This is a genomic window from Flavobacterium luminosum (assembly GCF_023635005.1).
Taxonomy (GTDB): Bacteria; Bacteroidota; Bacteroidia; order Flavobacteriales; family Flavobacteriaceae; genus Flavobacterium; species Flavobacterium luminosum.
The window spans coordinates 562,071-579,016 of the sequence record NZ_JAMLJM010000001.1 but is presented as its reverse complement, the minus strand read 5'-3'; the positions used below and the strand labels follow the sequence as shown (position 1 = coordinate 579,016).

At 33.9% G+C, this 16,946-nt stretch carries 16 protein-coding genes; 11 read left to right on the top strand and 5 right to left on the bottom strand.

Features of this window, described 5'->3' with window-relative positions:
* Window positions 1-165: 165 nt before the first annotated feature.
* From NAT50_RS02665 to NAT50_RS02625, 9 genes are all read left to right on the top strand, one after another.
* On the top strand, window positions 166-1,323 hold the full coding sequence (locus NAT50_RS02665) for a homogentisate 1,2-dioxygenase (protein ID WP_250591204.1): 1,158 nt from the start codon (window positions 166-168) through the stop codon (window positions 1,321-1,323).
* 104 nt (window positions 1,324-1,427) lie between these two features.
* Complete coding sequence (hppD, locus tag NAT50_RS02660; protein ID WP_250591203.1) at window positions 1,428-2,588, top strand: 4-hydroxyphenylpyruvate dioxygenase; 1,161 nt, start codon at window positions 1,428-1,430, stop codon at window positions 2,586-2,588.
* A gap of 403 nt (window positions 2,589-2,991) precedes the next feature.
* Complete coding sequence (locus NAT50_RS02655; RefSeq protein ID WP_250591201.1) at window positions 2,992-3,765, top strand: DUF3108 domain-containing protein; 774 nt, start codon at window positions 2,992-2,994, stop codon at window positions 3,763-3,765.
* A gap of 2 nt (window positions 3,766-3,767) precedes the next feature.
* Window positions 3,768-4,691, top strand: coding sequence for a tryptophan 2,3-dioxygenase family protein (locus NAT50_RS02650; protein ID WP_250591199.1), 924 nt, complete (start codon window positions 3,768-3,770; stop codon window positions 4,689-4,691).
* 70 nt (window positions 4,692-4,761) lie between these two features.
* Window positions 4,762-5,979 carry a M23 family metallopeptidase gene (locus NAT50_RS02645; RefSeq protein WP_250591197.1) on the top strand — a complete coding sequence of 406 codons (1,218 nt, stop codon included), beginning with the start codon at window positions 4,762-4,764 and terminating at the stop codon, window positions 5,977-5,979.
* 173 nt (window positions 5,980-6,152) lie between these two features.
* A complete protein-coding gene (gene pgi / locus NAT50_RS02640) occupies window positions 6,153-7,793 on the top strand; it encodes a glucose-6-phosphate isomerase (RefSeq protein ID WP_250591195.1) in 1,641 nt (546 codons plus the stop codon).
* A 182-nt stretch (window positions 7,794-7,975) separates the two neighbouring features.
* On the top strand, window positions 7,976-10,798 hold the full coding sequence (locus NAT50_RS02635; RefSeq protein ID WP_250591193.1) for a TonB-dependent receptor: 2,823 nt from the start codon (window positions 7,976-7,978) through the stop codon (window positions 10,796-10,798).
* An 85-nt stretch (window positions 10,799-10,883) separates the two neighbouring features.
* Complete coding sequence (locus tag NAT50_RS02630; RefSeq protein ID WP_250591191.1) at window positions 10,884-11,306, top strand: hypothetical protein; 423 nt, start codon at window positions 10,884-10,886, stop codon at window positions 11,304-11,306.
* A gap of 87 nt (window positions 11,307-11,393) precedes the next feature.
* A complete protein-coding gene (locus tag NAT50_RS02625) occupies window positions 11,394-11,885 on the top strand; it encodes a septal ring lytic transglycosylase RlpA family protein (protein WP_250591189.1) in 492 nt (163 codons plus the stop codon).
* Here the strand turns inward: NAT50_RS02625 and NAT50_RS02620 are convergent, their stop codons facing one another.
* The 3 genes from NAT50_RS02620 to NAT50_RS12350 are packed head-to-tail and all read right to left on the bottom strand — an operon-like array spanning window position 11,886 to window position 13,009.
* Complete coding sequence (locus NAT50_RS02620; protein WP_250591187.1) at window positions 11,886-12,353, bottom strand: CYTH domain-containing protein; 468 nt, start codon at window positions 12,351-12,353, stop codon at window positions 11,886-11,888.
* Window positions 12,350-12,577, bottom strand: a complete 228-nt coding sequence (locus tag NAT50_RS12355) for a Rossmann-fold NAD(P)-binding domain-containing protein (protein WP_317236669.1) — start codon at window positions 12,575-12,577, stop codon at window positions 12,350-12,352. The genes NAT50_RS02620 and NAT50_RS12355 overlap by 4 nt, the downstream gene beginning before the upstream one ends.
* A 36-nt stretch (window positions 12,578-12,613) precedes the next feature.
* Window positions 12,614-13,009 (bottom strand): NAD(P)H-binding protein, encoded by a 396-nt coding sequence (locus tag NAT50_RS12350; RefSeq protein ID WP_317236668.1) that lies wholly within the window; start codon window positions 13,007-13,009, stop codon window positions 12,614-12,616.
* Between the two features lie 38 nt (window positions 13,010-13,047).
* Between NAT50_RS12350 and dinB the strand changes: the two genes are divergently transcribed.
* Window positions 13,048-14,127, top strand: a complete 1,080-nt coding sequence (gene dinB, locus NAT50_RS02610) for a DNA polymerase IV (protein ID WP_250591185.1) — start codon at window positions 13,048-13,050, stop codon at window positions 14,125-14,127.
* 23 nt (window positions 14,128-14,150) lie between these two features.
* On the opposite strand, the gene pyk is transcribed toward dinB, so the two are convergent.
* Together pyk and NAT50_RS02600 are read right to left on the bottom strand one after the other, a co-directional pair.
* Window positions 14,151-15,581 (bottom strand): pyruvate kinase, encoded by a 1,431-nt coding sequence (gene pyk, locus NAT50_RS02605; protein WP_250591183.1) that lies wholly within the window; start codon window positions 15,579-15,581, stop codon window positions 14,151-14,153.
* Window positions 15,582-15,583: 2 nt separating this feature from the next.
* On the bottom strand, window positions 15,584-16,063 hold the full coding sequence (locus tag NAT50_RS02600) for an IPExxxVDY family protein (protein ID WP_250591181.1): 480 nt from the start codon (window positions 16,061-16,063) through the stop codon (window positions 15,584-15,586).
* Between the two features lie 334 nt (window positions 16,064-16,397).
* On the opposite strand from NAT50_RS02600, the gene NAT50_RS02595 reads away from it, so the two are divergent.
* Window positions 16,398-16,943, top strand: coding sequence for a hypothetical protein (locus NAT50_RS02595; protein ID WP_250591179.1), 546 nt, complete (start codon window positions 16,398-16,400; stop codon window positions 16,941-16,943).
* The last annotated feature ends 3 nt before the right edge of the window (window positions 16,944-16,946 follow it).

The following is a 16,946-nucleotide window of genomic DNA, read 5'->3' as shown; positions in this document are numbered from 1 at the left end:
TTTACGATATTTGTTTTGTAAAATAAATCTATGGAACCTTTATTTAAAGATTTATTGGCGCATTTAAAATTCCTCATCAAGAGAAATCCTGAGTGAGTTCCTTTTTATTTGATATCAATGAAGTTTAAACTTCTAATTAACGTTGAATTTAAAAACAAATAAAAAATGCCGTTTTATCACAAATTAGGAAAAATTCCATCGAAACGCCATATACAATTCAGAAAGGATAATGGAGATTTGTATTACGAGCAGTTGTTTGGTACCATTGGTTTCGACGGAATGTCGACCAATATGTATCATGAACACCGCCCTACTCAGGTGAAGGAAATTCGTAAACAATATTCGGTAGCACCTAAAATTGCTAAAGAAAATAATATTCAGTCTTATAGATTAAGAGGGTTTCAGGTAGAACCAACCGATGATTTTCTGGAAAGTAGAAAAATCGTTTTGACCAACTCGGACTGTCATATAGTTTTAGCTGCTCCTAGAAAATCAACCACCGATTATTTTTATAAGAATACGGATTCGGATGAAGTAATCTTCATTCACAAAGGAACTGGAAAATTAAGAACCATGTTAGGAAATTTAGATTTCAAATATGGTGATTATCTTGTAATTCCGAGGGGAATGATTTATAAAATCGATTTTGATACTACAGACAATCGATTGTTTATTGTCGAATCACATCGACCAATTTACACGCCAAAGCGTTACCGAAATTGGTTTGGACAATTGTTAGAGCATGCTCCTTTTTGTGAGCGCGATATTCGTCAGCCGCAAGAATTAGAAACATATAACGAAAAAGGCGACTTTGTAATTAAAGTAAAAAAGAAAGACGAAATTTTCGAGATGGTTTATGCTACGCATCCTTTTGATGTGGTAGGATATGATGGTTTCAATTATCCTTACGCGTTATCTATACACGACTTTGAGCCTATTACGGGAAGAATTCATCAACCACCTCCGGTACATCAAACTTTTGAGACGGATGCTTTTGTAATTTGTTCTTTTGTACCTCGTTTATACGATTATCATCCGGAAGCAATTCCTGCACCTTACAATCATAGTAATATAGATTCGGATGAGGTTTTGTATTATGTAGATGGTGATTTTATGAGCCGAAACGATATCGAAGCTGGACACATTTCTCTTCACCCAGCCGGAATTCCACACGGACCGCACCCAGGAGCAACGGAAAGAAGTATAGGTAAAACGGATACACAAGAATTAGCTGTGATGGTAGACACTTTCAAACCTTTGATGGTAACGGAAGATGCTATGAAAATCGCAGACGATAAGTATTACCAATCTTGGCTTGAGTAACGAGCTAATTTGAAAATTTAAAATACATTAATTCTTTTTAAATTTTCAATATGGATTTGAATCATCTTCAAATCTTAGATCTATTAATTTCAAAATAAAAAAACATGGCACAAGAAATAAAATCAGTAGAGTACGGATTAGAAAAAATATTTGAAGGCGCACAAGACTTCTTACCATTATTAGGAACAGATTACGTAGAATTTTACGTAGGAAACGCGAAACAAGCGGCACATTTTTATAAAACAGCGTTCGGATTTCAATCATTGGCGTATGCTGGTTTAGAAACTGGAGTGAAAGACAGAGCTTCTTATGTGTTGGTTCAAGATAAAATCAGGTTAGTTTTAACGACTGCTTTAAAAAGTGATTCTCCTGTTGGAGAGCATGTAAAAAAACATGGTGATGGAGTTAAAATCGTGGCACTTTGGGTAGAAGACGCAAGAAAATCTTTTGAAGAAACTACAAAACGCGGTGCAAAAGTATATATGGAGCCTACTGTGGAAACCGATGAATTTGGTGAAGTAGTGAGAGCTGGAATTTACACTTACGGAGAAACTGTTCACATGTTTGTAGAGCGTAAAAATTACAAAGGAACTTTTTTACCAGGTTATAAAGAATGGAAATCGGATTACAACCCAACGCCAGTAGGTTTAAAATTTGTGGACCACATGGTAGGAAACGTAGGTTGGAACGAAATGAATGTTTGGGTAAAATGGTATGAAGATGTAATGGGATTTGTAAACTTCTTATCTTTTGATGACAAACAGATTACAACAGAATATTCGGCTTTAATGTCTAAGGTGATGAGTAATGGGAATGGAAGAATTAAATTCCCAATTAATGAACCTGCTGAAGGAAAGAAAAAATCGCAAATCGAAGAATATTTAGATTTCTACGAAGGTCCAGGAGTACAGCATATTGCCGTTGCAACCGATGATATTATATCAACAGTAGCTGAAATGCGTGCCAGAGGTATCGAGTTTTTGAGTACACCTCCACAAGCGTATTATGACGCTATTCCTGAGAGATTAAAAGACCATATGTCGAAGTTTAAAGAAGATATCAAAGAACTTCAAAAATTAGGAATCATGATTGATGCCGATGAAGAAGGTTATTTGTTGCAAATCTTCACGAAACCAGTAGAAGATCGTCCAACTCTTTTCTTTGAAATCATTCAAAGAATGGGTGCCAGAGGTTTTGGAGCTGGTAATTTTAAAGCATTATTCGAATCTATCGAAAGAGAGCAAGAACTAAGAGGAACACTTTAAAAAATAATGTTTTTATGAAATCCGGAAAAATTACTTTCCGGATTTTTTATTTTTAACCAATAGGATTTCCTTTTTTCTATAAAGTTTCTTCGTTTTGTTAAAATAATATTAAGTAAAGTTTAATTTCATTGTAAAATTATCAGCAAACACTGTTGTAACAACTGTAGTTTTGATAAAAATATGTTAAAATTGATTTTTTGTTAGATATAATTGAAAAACCGATATATATTTGCATAACAATTCTAAGGGGTGGTTCCCTCTGAATTTGATAAATTTTCATAATTTATAGTTTTTTGGTTGGTTAATAGCATAAAAACTCAGTCAGTAATGACTGAGTTTTTTGTTTTTTATTATTTTTGGAATAAAAATTGTATTCTTTCTGAAGAATATTAAACCAAAAGAAATGAAAATTAAAATTCTATTCTTCTCCTTACTTTTTTCATTAGCGTCTATCGCTCAAAAACCAACGGCTTTTGATGTAGGTGAATGGTTCAAGTTCCGAATACATTACGGATTGGTCAATGCCGGTTATGCTACGTTGGAGTTGAAAGAAGCGACCAAAGCCAATAAAAAAATCTTCTATGCTGTTGGTCATGGCTACACGGTTGGGATGTCAAGATTCTTTTTTAAGGTCGAAGACCATTATCAAAGTTACATCGATAAAGAAACATCTAAACCTTATCAATATTTAAGAAAGATTAATGAAGGAGGTTATACGAAAGATCAGGAAGGTTTCTTTAATCAGGAAAAAAATACGGTTTTAGTCAAAGATTACAAACATAAGACAGAGAAGACTTTTAGCGTCACAGAAAATGTTCAAGATATTGTTTCTTCTTTTTATTATTTAAGAAATCATCCCAAAATTGATAAACTCCAAGTAGGTGAATCTATTGTCATTGATATGTTTTTTGATGATGAAATTTATAAATTTAGATTAAAATATATCGGGAGGGAAGTATTACGTACCAAATTTGGAAAAGTACAATCAATGGTTTTTCGACCTTTAGTGCAATCGGGTAGAGTGTTTAAAGAGCAAGAAAGTTTAACAGTTTGGATATCCGATGATGAAAATAAAATACCTTTGCGTATTAAAGCAAGTTTGGCTGTAGGTTCTCTTAAAGCCGATCTGGATGCCTTCAAAGGGTTGAAAAATCCGTTCATGATAATAAAAGATTAAAAATGAGTGACTATTCAGAATTAGTAAACGAAATCGATAAAAAATATAAAGGCTTACATCAAAAAACAGAAGCTTATCTGGAAGGATTGCTGTGGTCAAAACCCATTACCTATTGGGATTACATACAAACCGATGCTTTGTTGAATCTTCAGATTCAAAGAACAACGTTACCCGATGAAAACATTTTTATCATGTATCATCAGATTAATGAGTTGTTGTTTAAAATGATTCTATGGGAAATTAAGCAAGTATCGTATGCAGAAAATTTAACGACCAGTTTTTTCACCGAAAGGTTAATGCGCATCAGTCGTTATTTTGATATGTTAACCACCTCGTTTACAATTATGGGAGATGGAATGGAAGTGGAACAATACATGAAATTCCGCCACACCTTAACACCAGCCAGTGGATTTCAAAGTGCTCAATATCGCTTAATTGAATTTTGTTCTACAGATTTGATCAATTTAATCGATTATCGTTTCAGAGCTACCATTGATAGAAATACGCCTTATACACACGCTTTCGAACATTTGTATTGGCAAGCAGCTGGGAAGGATTATCAGACCGAAGAAAAATCGTATTTTTTAAAACAATTTGAAGAAAAATATAAAGATCAATTTCTTCGCGTAATGGAAGAATACAATACCATTAACCTTTGGCGTAAATTTAAAGAACTTCCAGAGTCAGATCAGCAAAATCCTGAGTTGATAAAAGCGATGCGTCATTATGATTATACCGTAAATATTACTTGGGTTATGGGGCATTATCGAGCAGCTCAAAAATATATCGATAACGGAAAAGGTGATGGAGAAGCCACAGGAGGAAGCGATTGGAAAAAGTATATGCACCCTCGTTATCAGCGTCGTATTTTCTTCCCGGAACTTTGGTCTGAACAGGAATTAGCTTCTTGGGGTGAAAATGTTTAAAAAAACACTATTTTAGCGTTTTGTTTAATCTGCTTTTATCTTTGAAAGCTGTCTTAAAATAAAACGCTTCTTGAAAAAATATGTATCACTACTAATTCTTCTGTTTTTAGTTGTTTCCTGTAAAGATGATAAAAATGCGGTTCAATCTGTTAAAAAGGTCGAGCCCATCGTCTTTGATTTCGGATTTAAACTAAATAATTTTTCTGTTGTTAGAGACACTATCAAAAAAGACGATACGTTTGGTACGATCATCGAAAAGCAAAATCTCAACGGAAAGCTAGTTCATGATGTTATTATTAGTGTAAAGGATACTTTTAATGTTAGGATCATGCAACTAGGGAAGCCTTATACTTTATTGCGAACTAGAGATCGATCAAAAAAATTACAATATTTTATTTATCAGCCAGACAATCTAACGTATTATGTGGTTGATTTTACAGATTCGGTAGCAGTAGCATCCAAAAAAATAAAACCAGTAACGTATAGAAGGAGAACTATTGCAGGAGAATTAAATGGTTCTTTGTCAGAAACTCTCAAAAATGAAGGGGTTGCTGCTTCTTTGTCGGCAAAATTAACCGATGTTTACAAGTGGTCTATTGATTTCTTTAAATCGAAAAAAGGTGACAAATTTGCGGTTACTTTTACGGAGAGATATATTAACGATTCGATATATGACGGAGTAGATTCTTTAGAATGTGCTTTTTTTGAATACAAAGGCAAAAAAATATACGCTTTTCCTTTTAAACAATCTCCCAAAGATAAGTTGGAATATTATGATGAAGAGGGAAAAGCGCTCAAGAATTTCTTTTTGAAAGCACCTTTGAAAACGGTGAATATTACCTCGCGTTTTTCAAAAAGACGATTTCATCCAGTACAAAAATTCTTTAAGCCTCATAACGGGACAGATTACGCAGCTCCTCACGGAACGCCAATTATGTCTACGGCTAATGGAGTGGTTGAGTTGGCGGGTTATACCGCGGGTAATGGAAACCACGTAAAGATTAAGCACGATAAAACCTATTCTACACAATATTTGCACATGTCTCGTATTTTAGTTAAACGCGGGCAAAAAGTTAGGCAAGGACAAATTATTGGTAAAGTAGGAAGCACGGGTCTGGCTAGCGGTCCTCACGTTTGTTACCGATTTTGGAAGAATGGAAAACAAGTAGATGCTCTAAAGTTAAAACTACCTACCTCAATTCCGATGAATCCTAAAAATAAACCAAGATTCATCGAGTTTATGACTCCTTTGAAAAGAGAACTTGATAGTGTTGCACAATTGAAATAATTAATTTTTCAAAAATAAGCGGAATCACAGTCATTGATAGTTTCACTTGTGTTTAAAAGGCGTCAACTAAAACGTTTTCGTTTAAATACATCCTTATAACTTGATTTTATGGGTGATTTATCTAAATCAATATTGTAAATTCGCTGTCCAATATTTTGTATAAAACAATGAATATGTCGTTACCTTCAATTAATCCTACCGAAACTTTAGCTTGGCAAAATCTAAGGGAGCATTTTGCAGAAATGCAATATGTCAATATGCAGGATATGTTTGTTGAAGACTCTCAAAGAGCTGAGCGGTTTCATATTCAATGGAAACAATTCTTAGTCGATTATTCTAAAAATAGAATCAATCAGAAAACGATAGATTTACTTTTACAATTAGCTCAGGAAGTAGAATTAAAAAAAGCGATTGAAGCACAGTTTTCTGGGGAAAATATCAATCAAACAGAAAATCGAGCAGTTTTGCATACTGCTTTACGTGCTCGCCCAACGGATACTATTCTTGTAAATGGGAAAAATGTTGTTCCAGAAGTTTACGAAGTAAAAGAAAAAATAAAAGATTTTACCGAAAAAGTAATTACCAAACAATTGAAAGGTTTTACGGGAAAACCAATTACCGATATCGTTAATATTGGTATAGGAGGTTCTGATTTAGGCCCGGCAATGGTAGTAGAAGCCTTAGGTTTTTACAGAAATCACCTTGGTGTTCATTTTGTTTCCAATGTAGATGGAGATCATCTTCAAGAAATAATGAAACGGATTAATCCTGAAACGACCCTTTTTGTGGTGGTTTCTAAAACATTCACTACACGAGAAACGTTATCTAATGCGGAAACTATTAGAGATTGGTTTTTGCGATTTGCACAACCTGAAGATATAGCTAAACATTTCGTGGCAGTTTCTTCGGACACTTCAAAAGCTAAAGCTTTTGGAATTGATGAAGCCAATGTTTTTCCAATGTGGGATTGGGTTGGAGGACGTTTTTCTTTGTGGGGATCTGTTGGCTTAACGATCAGTTTAGCTGTTGGCTACGATAATTTTGAGCAGTTGTTGGCTGGAGCCAATGCTATGGATGAGCATTTTAGAACCGAATCTTTTGAAAATAATATCCCTGTTATATTGGCACTTTTGAGTGTTTGGTATAATAATTTTTTCCAAGCCGAAACAGAGGCATTGATTCCTTATACACAATATTTACAAAAGTTTGCGCCATATTTACAGCAAGGTATTATGGAAAGTAACGGAAAAAGCATTGCTCGTAATGGGTTTCCTGTAAATTACCAAACCGGTACAATTATATGGGGTGAACCAGGAACGAATTCCCAACATGCGTTTTTTCAACTAATTCATCAAGGGACTAAGTTAATCCCTGTAGATTTCATCGGATTTAAAAAATCGTTACACGGTGATGTAAAGCATCACAATCAATTAATGTCTAATTTCTTCGCTCAAACCGAAGCTTTACTCGAAGGAAAATCTGAGGAAGAGGTGTTACAAGAACTAAAAGCACAAGGAATATCAGAGGATAGAGCACAATTGTTACTGCCTTTCAAGGTATTTGATGGTAATAAACCTACTAATACCTTATTGATAGATCTCCTGACGCCTGAAACTCTTGGATCTTTGATTGCTTTATACGAACATAAGATTTTTGTACAAGGAGTGATTTGGAATATCTTCAGTTACGATCAGTGGGGTGTAGAATTGGGGAAACAATTAGCAGGTTCTATTTTAGAAGAAATTAACAGTTTGAAGCTACAAAAACATGATTCTTCCACTGAATTATTGTTGAAAAATTACCTTGATATTTGATTTTTTATTAATAGATTGTCATAATCAGTCTTTCTTTTTGTTGTAAAATTGTGAATTTGTTTTTTTTGTTTCGATTAATGTAAAATTATGCTTGCATAATATTAACATTAACTTAACATTGAAGTTGAATATTTGTCGGAATTTTGTCCCCAAACAAAAAATAAACATCACAAATGAGAAACATGAAAAATTGGTTTTTAGTGACTTTCTTTTTCTTGAGTATTTCTTCAGTATTTGCTCAAGGAAAAATTACCGGAAAGGTCGAAGATGAAAACGGTCCTCTTCCTGGTGCAAATGTTGTTATCCAAGGAACAACAAATGGGGTAGCAACTAGTTTTGATGGTAGCTTTACCCTTAATTCTTCAAAAGCTACAGGAACTCTTGTAGTATCTTACTTAGGATACGAGTCTAAAAAAGTATCGTATTCAATCATTGGTAGTTCTTCAGATTTGGGAACTATTGTTTTAAAAGCTGAAAGCAATGTTTTAGGAGAGGTAGTGGTATCTACTACTGTTATTGATATTGCAAAAGACAGAAAAACGCCAGTAGCTGTTTCTACAATCAAGGCTGCTGAAATTAGAGAAAAATTAGGTTCTCAAGAATTTCCTGAGATATTAGCTACTACACCATCGGTGTATGTGACTAAATCTGGAGGAGGTTTTGGAGATTCAAGAATTAATATTCGTGGTTTCGATCAGAGAAACGTTGCGGTTATGATTAACGGTGTACCTGTAAACGACATGGAAAATGGAGCGGTATACTGGAGTAACTGGGCAGGTTTATCTGATGTAACAACAGCTATGCAAGTGCAAAGAGGTTTGGGTTCTTCTAAATTAGCAATTTCATCGGTAGGTGGTACGATCAACGTAATCACAAGATCGGCAGATGCTAAACAAGGAGGTTCAATTTCTTCAACAATCGGTAACGATAATTATCTTAAAACCTTAGCGTCGTACTCAACTGGTAAAATGGAGAACGGTTTATCTGCTTCAATTTTATTCAGTAATACTATGGGTAATGGATATGTTGATGGTACTAAGTTTTTAGGTCAAAATTACTTTATTGGTTTAGGTTATGAAATCAATGAAAACCATGATATCCAGTTTACTTTTACTGGTGCTCCTCAATGGCACCACCAAAGAAGTTTTGCTAATACCTTAGCAGATTACATTAAATACGGTAATCCATCAGAAAACAAACCAAATATTAAATATAATTCTGATTGGGGTTATTTAAATGGAGAAGAGTATTCTTGGGCTAGAAACTTTTACCACAAACCTGTAGCGTCTTTGAATTATGACTGGAAGATCAACGATAAAATGAAATTATCTTCTGTATTTTATGGTTCATGGGGCCGTGGAGGTGGAACGGGTAACATAGGTAGATCTCCTTTTGCTTTCAAAACTGCAAATGGTTTAGTGCCGTTTAATGATTTCTATGCTTACAACACTGGAACTTATGATCCAGCAAACAGAGATGCTTTAACTGCAATTACTGGACCATCTAACTTAGCTCCAACCAATGGAGAGCAAATCTCAAGTAGAACAGCTGGTTTCACTAGAAGAGCTTCTATTAACTCTCACGACTGGTATGGAAGTGTGATAAATTTAAATACAAAACTTTCCGATAAATTTACTTTAGATTTTGGTGTAGATGCAAGAACATACATTGGTTACCATTTTAGAAATGTAAATGATCTATTGGGTGCTGATGGTTATTTTGATAATAGAGATATTAATAATCCTAACCGTTTCTTATATAATACATATTCTGCATCTCCAAGCTTTAACCCTTTTACAAACGTAAAAGATCAAGAGAAGATTGAGTACAACAATAATGGATATGTTAAATGGTATGGAGCTTTCACTCAGTTAGAGTATTCTACTGAAAAGTTATCAGCTTTCGTTCAAGGGGCAATTTCTCAACAAGGTTTCAAAAGAGAAGATACGTTTTTATACTTGAAAACGAATGATCTATACATGACTGATTATAAAAATATTTTAGGAGGTAATGTAAAAGGTGGTGTAAACTATAACATTAACGAACAAATGAATGTGTTTGCTAATGCAGGATACTATTCTAAACAACCATTCTTCAATGCGGTTTATCCTAGTAACCAGTCTATTGTAGCTGCTGATCTTACTAATGAGAAAATTTTAGGTGTTGAATTAGGATATGGTTTCCGTTCTTCTATTTTCAATGCGAATTTAAATGCTTATTACACTTCTTGGAAAGATAGATATCAACGTTCATCAGATCCTAGTTCAAGTAACAGAAATGGATATTATGAAGCTTTTGGTGTTGATGAAATTCACCAAGGTTTAGAATTAGAAATGACTGCAAAACCATTTAAAACGTTAAATATTAATGGTATGGTTTCTTACGGTGATTGGTTCTATGATGGAAATGCTACTTACAAGAAGTATGACCAAAATAATTTATTATTAGGTGACGGTACATTAACTTTAGATAAAGTTAAAGTTGGAGACGTTGCTCAAGTTACATACAGTATTGGTGCTAATTGGGAAGCGGTTAAAGGCTTGAAATTAGATGCTAATTACAGATATGCTGATAATTTATATGCAAATATTGAACCAGGAAGATTTTCTGCAACTAATAACAAAGGTACTTTATTGTTACCAAGCTATGGATTAATGGACCTTGGTTTATCTCTAAAATTGAATAGAACTAAAGATAGTAAAGATTCATTTAACTTTAGAATAAATGTTAATAATGTTCTTGATGAAACATTTGTTACAGAATCAAGAACTAATCAGTTTACTGCAACTCAAGCTGAATTTGATGGTGGTACTGGTGATGGTTTAATTAATCCATTCGGAAGTACAACATCAGCAAGTAATAAATTGAAAGGAACTGGTTCTGGACAATATCCTACTTATCAAGATTATTTGGCAAAAGGAGTTTATGATGGAGTTGATGTAAGAAACCAAGTATTCTTTGGTTTTGGTAGAACTTGGAACTTCTCTGTAAGATACGATTTCTAATCTTTTTACATACAAAATTCGAAACCACGTCTTTTGGCGTGGTTTTGTTTTTTTAGTTATATTTGTTTAAACTAAAACTTTTAAAATGTACGATTTTATTCAAAAATTTCATTCTGGTTGGGCGTATCTAGCGCTTTTATTATTAGTAGTTGCTGTGGTAAATACCGCGTCAGGTTTTTTTGCCAATAGAGAATTCACTGGAAAAGACCGCAAAATCGCTTTATTCGGTTTAATTGCAGCTCACATTCAATTATTAGTCGGTTTGGTTTTATATTTTATTTCCCCACTTGGATTAGCCTTATTGGGTGAAATGAAAGATGCTTCAGCACGTCTAACTTCTCTTGAGCATCCATTAATCAATATCATCGCTTTGGTACTGATTACTATTGGTTGGTCTAAGCATAAAAAACAAGCAGAGAGTGCGGCTAAATTCAAATCAATTTTAATCGGGTTTGGAATTGGATTATTGTTAATTCTAAGTAGAATTCCATGGGCTTTATGGCTTTAAAATAATATAAAAAGTCCTATTTTAGGACTTTTTATTTTTTTAGGTATAGTATTTGATTTAGGATGTATAATGTTAAATAAAACAGTGATGATCAGTAGAATTTTTTTAGTCTTGACTACATCTATAGCAATAGTGTTGATTTCTACGGTTTCTTTTCGGAAATTCGATAAAAAACCTTTTGCAGCGAATCAAATACAAGATACTGTTAAAACAGACAGTATTGATAGTTTAGTTATAGATAGTCTCTCGATTGAAGAAGGACTTTATAATTACAAACTTTATAAAAGCAATGCTCACGCTTCGTATTACTCCAATAAATTCAATGGTAGGAGGACGGCCAGTGGAGAACGTTTCAATAATAAAAAATTTACCGCTGCGCATCGAAGATTTAAATTTGGCACCATACTTCGAGTAACAAACCTAAGAAATGGTAAACATGTATTGGTTCGAGTCAATGATCGAGGGCCACATGTAAGGAACCGCGAAATCGATTTGTCTAGGGCTTCATTTATGTTGTTAGCCACTAATAAACGCAGTGGCGAGATGAGGGTTAAAATTGAAATCGCTCAAAAAAAATAATTACTCTGTAGGGTACGGATGATTACTTAGATAGGCGTTATAATAGCGCTCATCACCTGTTACCTCTTCAGCTAACCAATCCGGTTTTGTAAAATCTTCATTTTCGGATTCCAATTCTATTTCAGCAAGAACAAGTCCTTCATGATCTCCTGCAAATAGGTCTACTTCATAAGTATGATTACCTACGGGAATTTCATAACGTGTTTTTTCTATAATTCCTTTTTCACAAAGAGTTAATAGCTGTTCGGCTTCTTGTAGCGAAATTTCTTTTTCCCATTCCATGCGTGTGGTTCCGGACTCATTCCCTTTTCCTTTAATGGTAAGAAATCCTTTGTTTCCTTTAATTCTGACGCGTACAGTTCTTTCAGGATTAGAGTTGAGATAGCCTTGAACAATTCTGTTTTTTTTGGTTGCTAAAGACAAAAATGACAAATGGGATACTAAAAATTTTCTTTCTATTTCTATCATAATTTTCCGTCTGCTATTAAGGTGATTTGATCTGAACTTATTCTTGATGTAGTATAGTTGTTTTTGGTAAGTTGTATCATAGCTCTTGCAATGGTTTTAGGTGTAATGCTACGATATTTTTTTAATTTTCCTATTAGTAAAGGGTTGATTACTCGCATTAAATAAACTCCAATTTTCTCTGCGAATCGGTCTCTTAAAAAGTCGATTAACGATGGCTGTAACAAGTAGGTTTTTTTAAGATCCTGTGCTAAGACATCTCGCTACATTTCCCCTTTAGTTCTATTGTAGAAAATGCTGCTGTTGGGATCGGCTCCTAAGGCTGATACAACTATAAACGTATTTATGCCGTTTGCCTTCGCTATTTTGGCAGCTTGAACAGGAATACCGTAATCTATTGCTTTGTAAGTTGTTTTGTCAGGTGTTTGTGCTTTTGTGGTGCCTATGCAACAAAATAGGACATCTGCCTTACATTCGGAGGCAATTTGTTTTAAATGTAATAAATCGGTAATAATCTCTTTGATTTTTGGATGTTCTAGTTTGCCTTTTGATCTGGAAATAACAATTATTTGGTCAAATTCCTCATCTTCAATCAAAAGTTTCATTAATTCAGTTCCGGTAACACCACTGGCTCCTAAAACAATAGCCGATTTTCCCATACTGTAAAATTTTAATGGAATATACATAAATTTACACAATGGAAACGAAACCTATACGTAAAATAATCCACGTAGATATGGATGCGTTTTATGCTTCTGTAGAGCAAATGGATCGGCCTGAGTTAAAAGGTAAACCAATTGCTGTAGGAGGAAGTGAAACGCGAGGTGTAGTTTCTGCAGCAAGTTACGAAGCGCGTCAATACGGTGTTCGGAGTGCCATGAGTGGGATTCAAGCGAAACGTTTATGTGCTGATTTAATTTTTGTAAAACCAAGATTTGATCGGTACAAAGAAATTTCTCAAAAAATTAGAAAAATTTTTCTTGATTATACCGATTTAGTGGAACCGCTCTCTCTAGATGAAGCTTATCTCGATGTAACGCAAAATAAAAAAGGCAATCCAAGTGCAACATTAATCGCCAAAGAGATTAGAACTCGTATTTTTCAAGAGGTGGGGCTTACGGCTTCGGCTGGTATTTCTGTAAATAAATTTGTGGCCAAAATTGCCTCTGATTATAATAAACCTAACGGACAGAAGACGATTAATCCCGATGAAGTAGTTTCTTTTTTAGAAGGATTAGATGTGAAGAAATTTTACGGAATAGGTAAAGTTACCGCCGAAAAAATGTATCAGTTGGGAATTTTTACTGGATCGGATTTAAAAAGTAAATCTAAGGCTTTTTTAGAGGAGCATTTTGGTAAGAGTGGAATGCATTATTATGATTTGGTACGCGGAATTCATAATAGTGCCGTAAAACCGAATAGAACCACAAAATCTGTTGCAGCCGAGCACACTTTTAATACCAATTTAACTTCGGAGATTTTTATGGAAGAAAAATTGGTTCGTATTGCAGAAGAATTATCTCGTCGTTTGCAAAAACACAAGATTTCTGGTAAAACGGTCACATTAAAGATTAAATATTCTGATTTCACTCAACAAACCCGAAGTAAAACTTTGCCTTATTTTATACAAGATAAAGCCTTGTTGTTTGAAAACGCTAAAGAATTATTGTATCAGGAACGAATGAAAGATTCGGTTCGTTTGTTAGGAATTTCTTTATCGAACTTAAATACAGAAATAAAAAAAACCGTAGTCGTTCAACTACGGTTTGAATTTTAATGCTTAGGTAAAGAAATTTTCGTTTACTCTATTTCGGATATTCTTAATGTATTGACCATTCCTTTAGCAACAACAGGCATCGCGGCAAGGTTTACTAAAATATCACCTTTTTGTACATAACCTTTCTCTTTAGCAATCGCATTGATATCGTCAATAGTATCATCGGTGCTCACAAATTTGTCATATAAGAAAGCGTGTACACCCCATAATAAATTTAACTGTGTTAAAATACGTTTGTTAGTGGTAAATACCAAAACGTGCGCATGAGGTCTCCAAGCCGAAACTTGAAAGGCAGTATACCCACTATTGGTTAGAGTGGTAATTGCTTTGGCTTCGATGTCGTCGGCTAAAATAGCTGCATGGTAACAAATGTGTTTTGTTACATAGCGATTGGTTTTAATTTGTGGCTGTTTTTGAGGCACTTGAATTAGTGGCGAATCTTCTACTGCTTCAATGATTTGAGTCATTTTTTCAATTACCTGAATAGGGTAGTTTCCAACAGAAGTTTCTCCAGAAAGCATTACCGCATCGGAACCATCCATTACAGAGTTGGCTACATCGTTTACTTCTGCACGAGTAGGAGTAAGGCTGGTAATCATCGTTTCCATCATTTGAGTGGCTACGATCACAGGGATACGAGCTAATTTAGCTCTGTTGATTAATTTCTTTTGAATTAATGGAACTTCATGAGCTGGAAGTTCTACACCAAGGTCACCACGAGCTACCATTAATCCGTCACAGTGAGCTACAATTTTATCGATATTCTCAACTGCTTCCGGTTTTTCGATTTTTGCTATAATCGGAATTTTATGGTCCGAATGTTTTTCTATCAAATCGCGTAAGTCTTTCAAATCTTCTGGAGTTCTTACGAAAGACAATGCAATCCAATCTACTTTATGTTCAATGGCGAAAATAGCATCTTTGATGTCTTTTTCAGTCAGGGCTGGTAAAGAAACTTTTGTGTTAGGTAGGTTAACTCCTTTTTTCGATTTTAGAGGTCCTCCTTGAATTACCTTACAAACTACTTTGGCTTTTTTATCAGTAGAAACGGCTTCAAAAATTAATTTTCCGTCATCTAATAATATTCTTTCACCAGGATTTACATCTTGTGGAAACGCTTTGTAGGTCATGAAAACATTGTCAGGTGTTCCAGGAACATCTTCAGCGGTTTGAAAAGTAACCAAATCCCCTTCATTTACCACCACGTCTTCTTTCATAACACCTACACGTAACTTAGGACCTTGTAAATCTGCTAGAATTGCTGTAGTGTAACCACATTCTTCATTGATTTCTCTGATAATTCTGATTCGTTCCGCTACATCAGTATAATCAGCATGTGAGAAGTTAATTCTAAATACATCAACTCCTGCCTCAATCATTTTCTGTATTACTTCTTTTGTGCTACAAGCAGGCCCAAGGGTAGCAACAATTTTGGTTTTTTTTCTTGTTGGCATTTTTAAAAAATTAAATTGTTTTTTGATTTGATTTCATTGGCATCTACTTCATAAACCGTACTGATGAGATCAATTTTTTTTATTTGGGTTATAATTTCTTTTGTTTTAATCTGTCCATCGTGTTCTATCTTTAAGAAATAGTCCACTTTTTTTAGTTCGTTAATCAGATTGACTTGGGTGGTTACCAAATTATCTTCAAATAAAGAAGTGGTTTTGGAATCTACAGGTAATTCAATTTCTTGTTTATTTTGTATCAGATCCCAAGTCATCATAGCAATTTCATCTTCAAAAGTAAATCTTGAAAATGAAGCTTTGTGTTTTTTGATTTCAATTGGGATTTCTTCATCGTTCTTAGAAAGTAAAATCTCCAGTTCCCGATTTATCTTAAAAGCCAACCGATAATCTTCCAATGTTGTATGGATGGCTATTAGGTCATAATCTACCTGATCGAAATCTTCTAATTGTAATTTATGAATAGCCATAGATCCAAACAAAATGTAAATATACTACTTAATCAAGAACTTTAACGGATGTAAACTGTTAGCTTTTTGCTAATTTATTAACGAAAACGTTTGCGTAATAAAACTGTGATTTTACGGTTTTTCCGTAACAAATGTTAAATGTTAAAATTTTATAGTGAAAATCTGTCTTTTTGTTTTGTTTTGCAAAAATTTTAAAGGCGCCTTAAAATTTAAATAAATTAAAGAATGTAGGCTTTGACTAAATATTGAGTCTGATAACAATTGGAAAAATGTCTTATTAAAAAGTTTTAGATGCTTAAGCGAGATTTGGGGAATTCAAACTAAAATTAAAATTATGAAAAAAAAGTTATTACCAATTTATTTGGGCTTAACAATGTTAATTAGTGTAATTGGGCTTGTTGCATGTAGTAATGAGGATTCTTTTAAAAGTCAAAAGGTTGAAACTAAGACAACTTTAGTGTTTAATTCATTAACAAAGGAGTTTTATGGTATTAAAGATAAAAATTTAAATGAAGCAAACAATCAGGTTTATGAATTTGTTCAAAAATTTGAGTCAGATTCTAATATGCCAAGTTTTGAATCATCGGATGATTTAAAAGAATACATAACTAAAAATCCAGAAAAAGCAAGTGGGGAATATAATTTTTATATTAATGGTGAAGTTGTTTATAAAGTATCAATTGCAAAAGGTATTAAAATAAATGAAATAATTTTTCCAATTTCTGATAATGGGAGATATGGTTGCTCTTATGAAGGTGTTAGAAGATGTGCTGTGGATAGAATTCAAAGTATGAATTGGTATGACACATGGGGTTGTATCGCTGCAGGAATGGCTTGTGTGATGGATAATATGATTTCATGTGGAATAGACATCTGTTAAAGT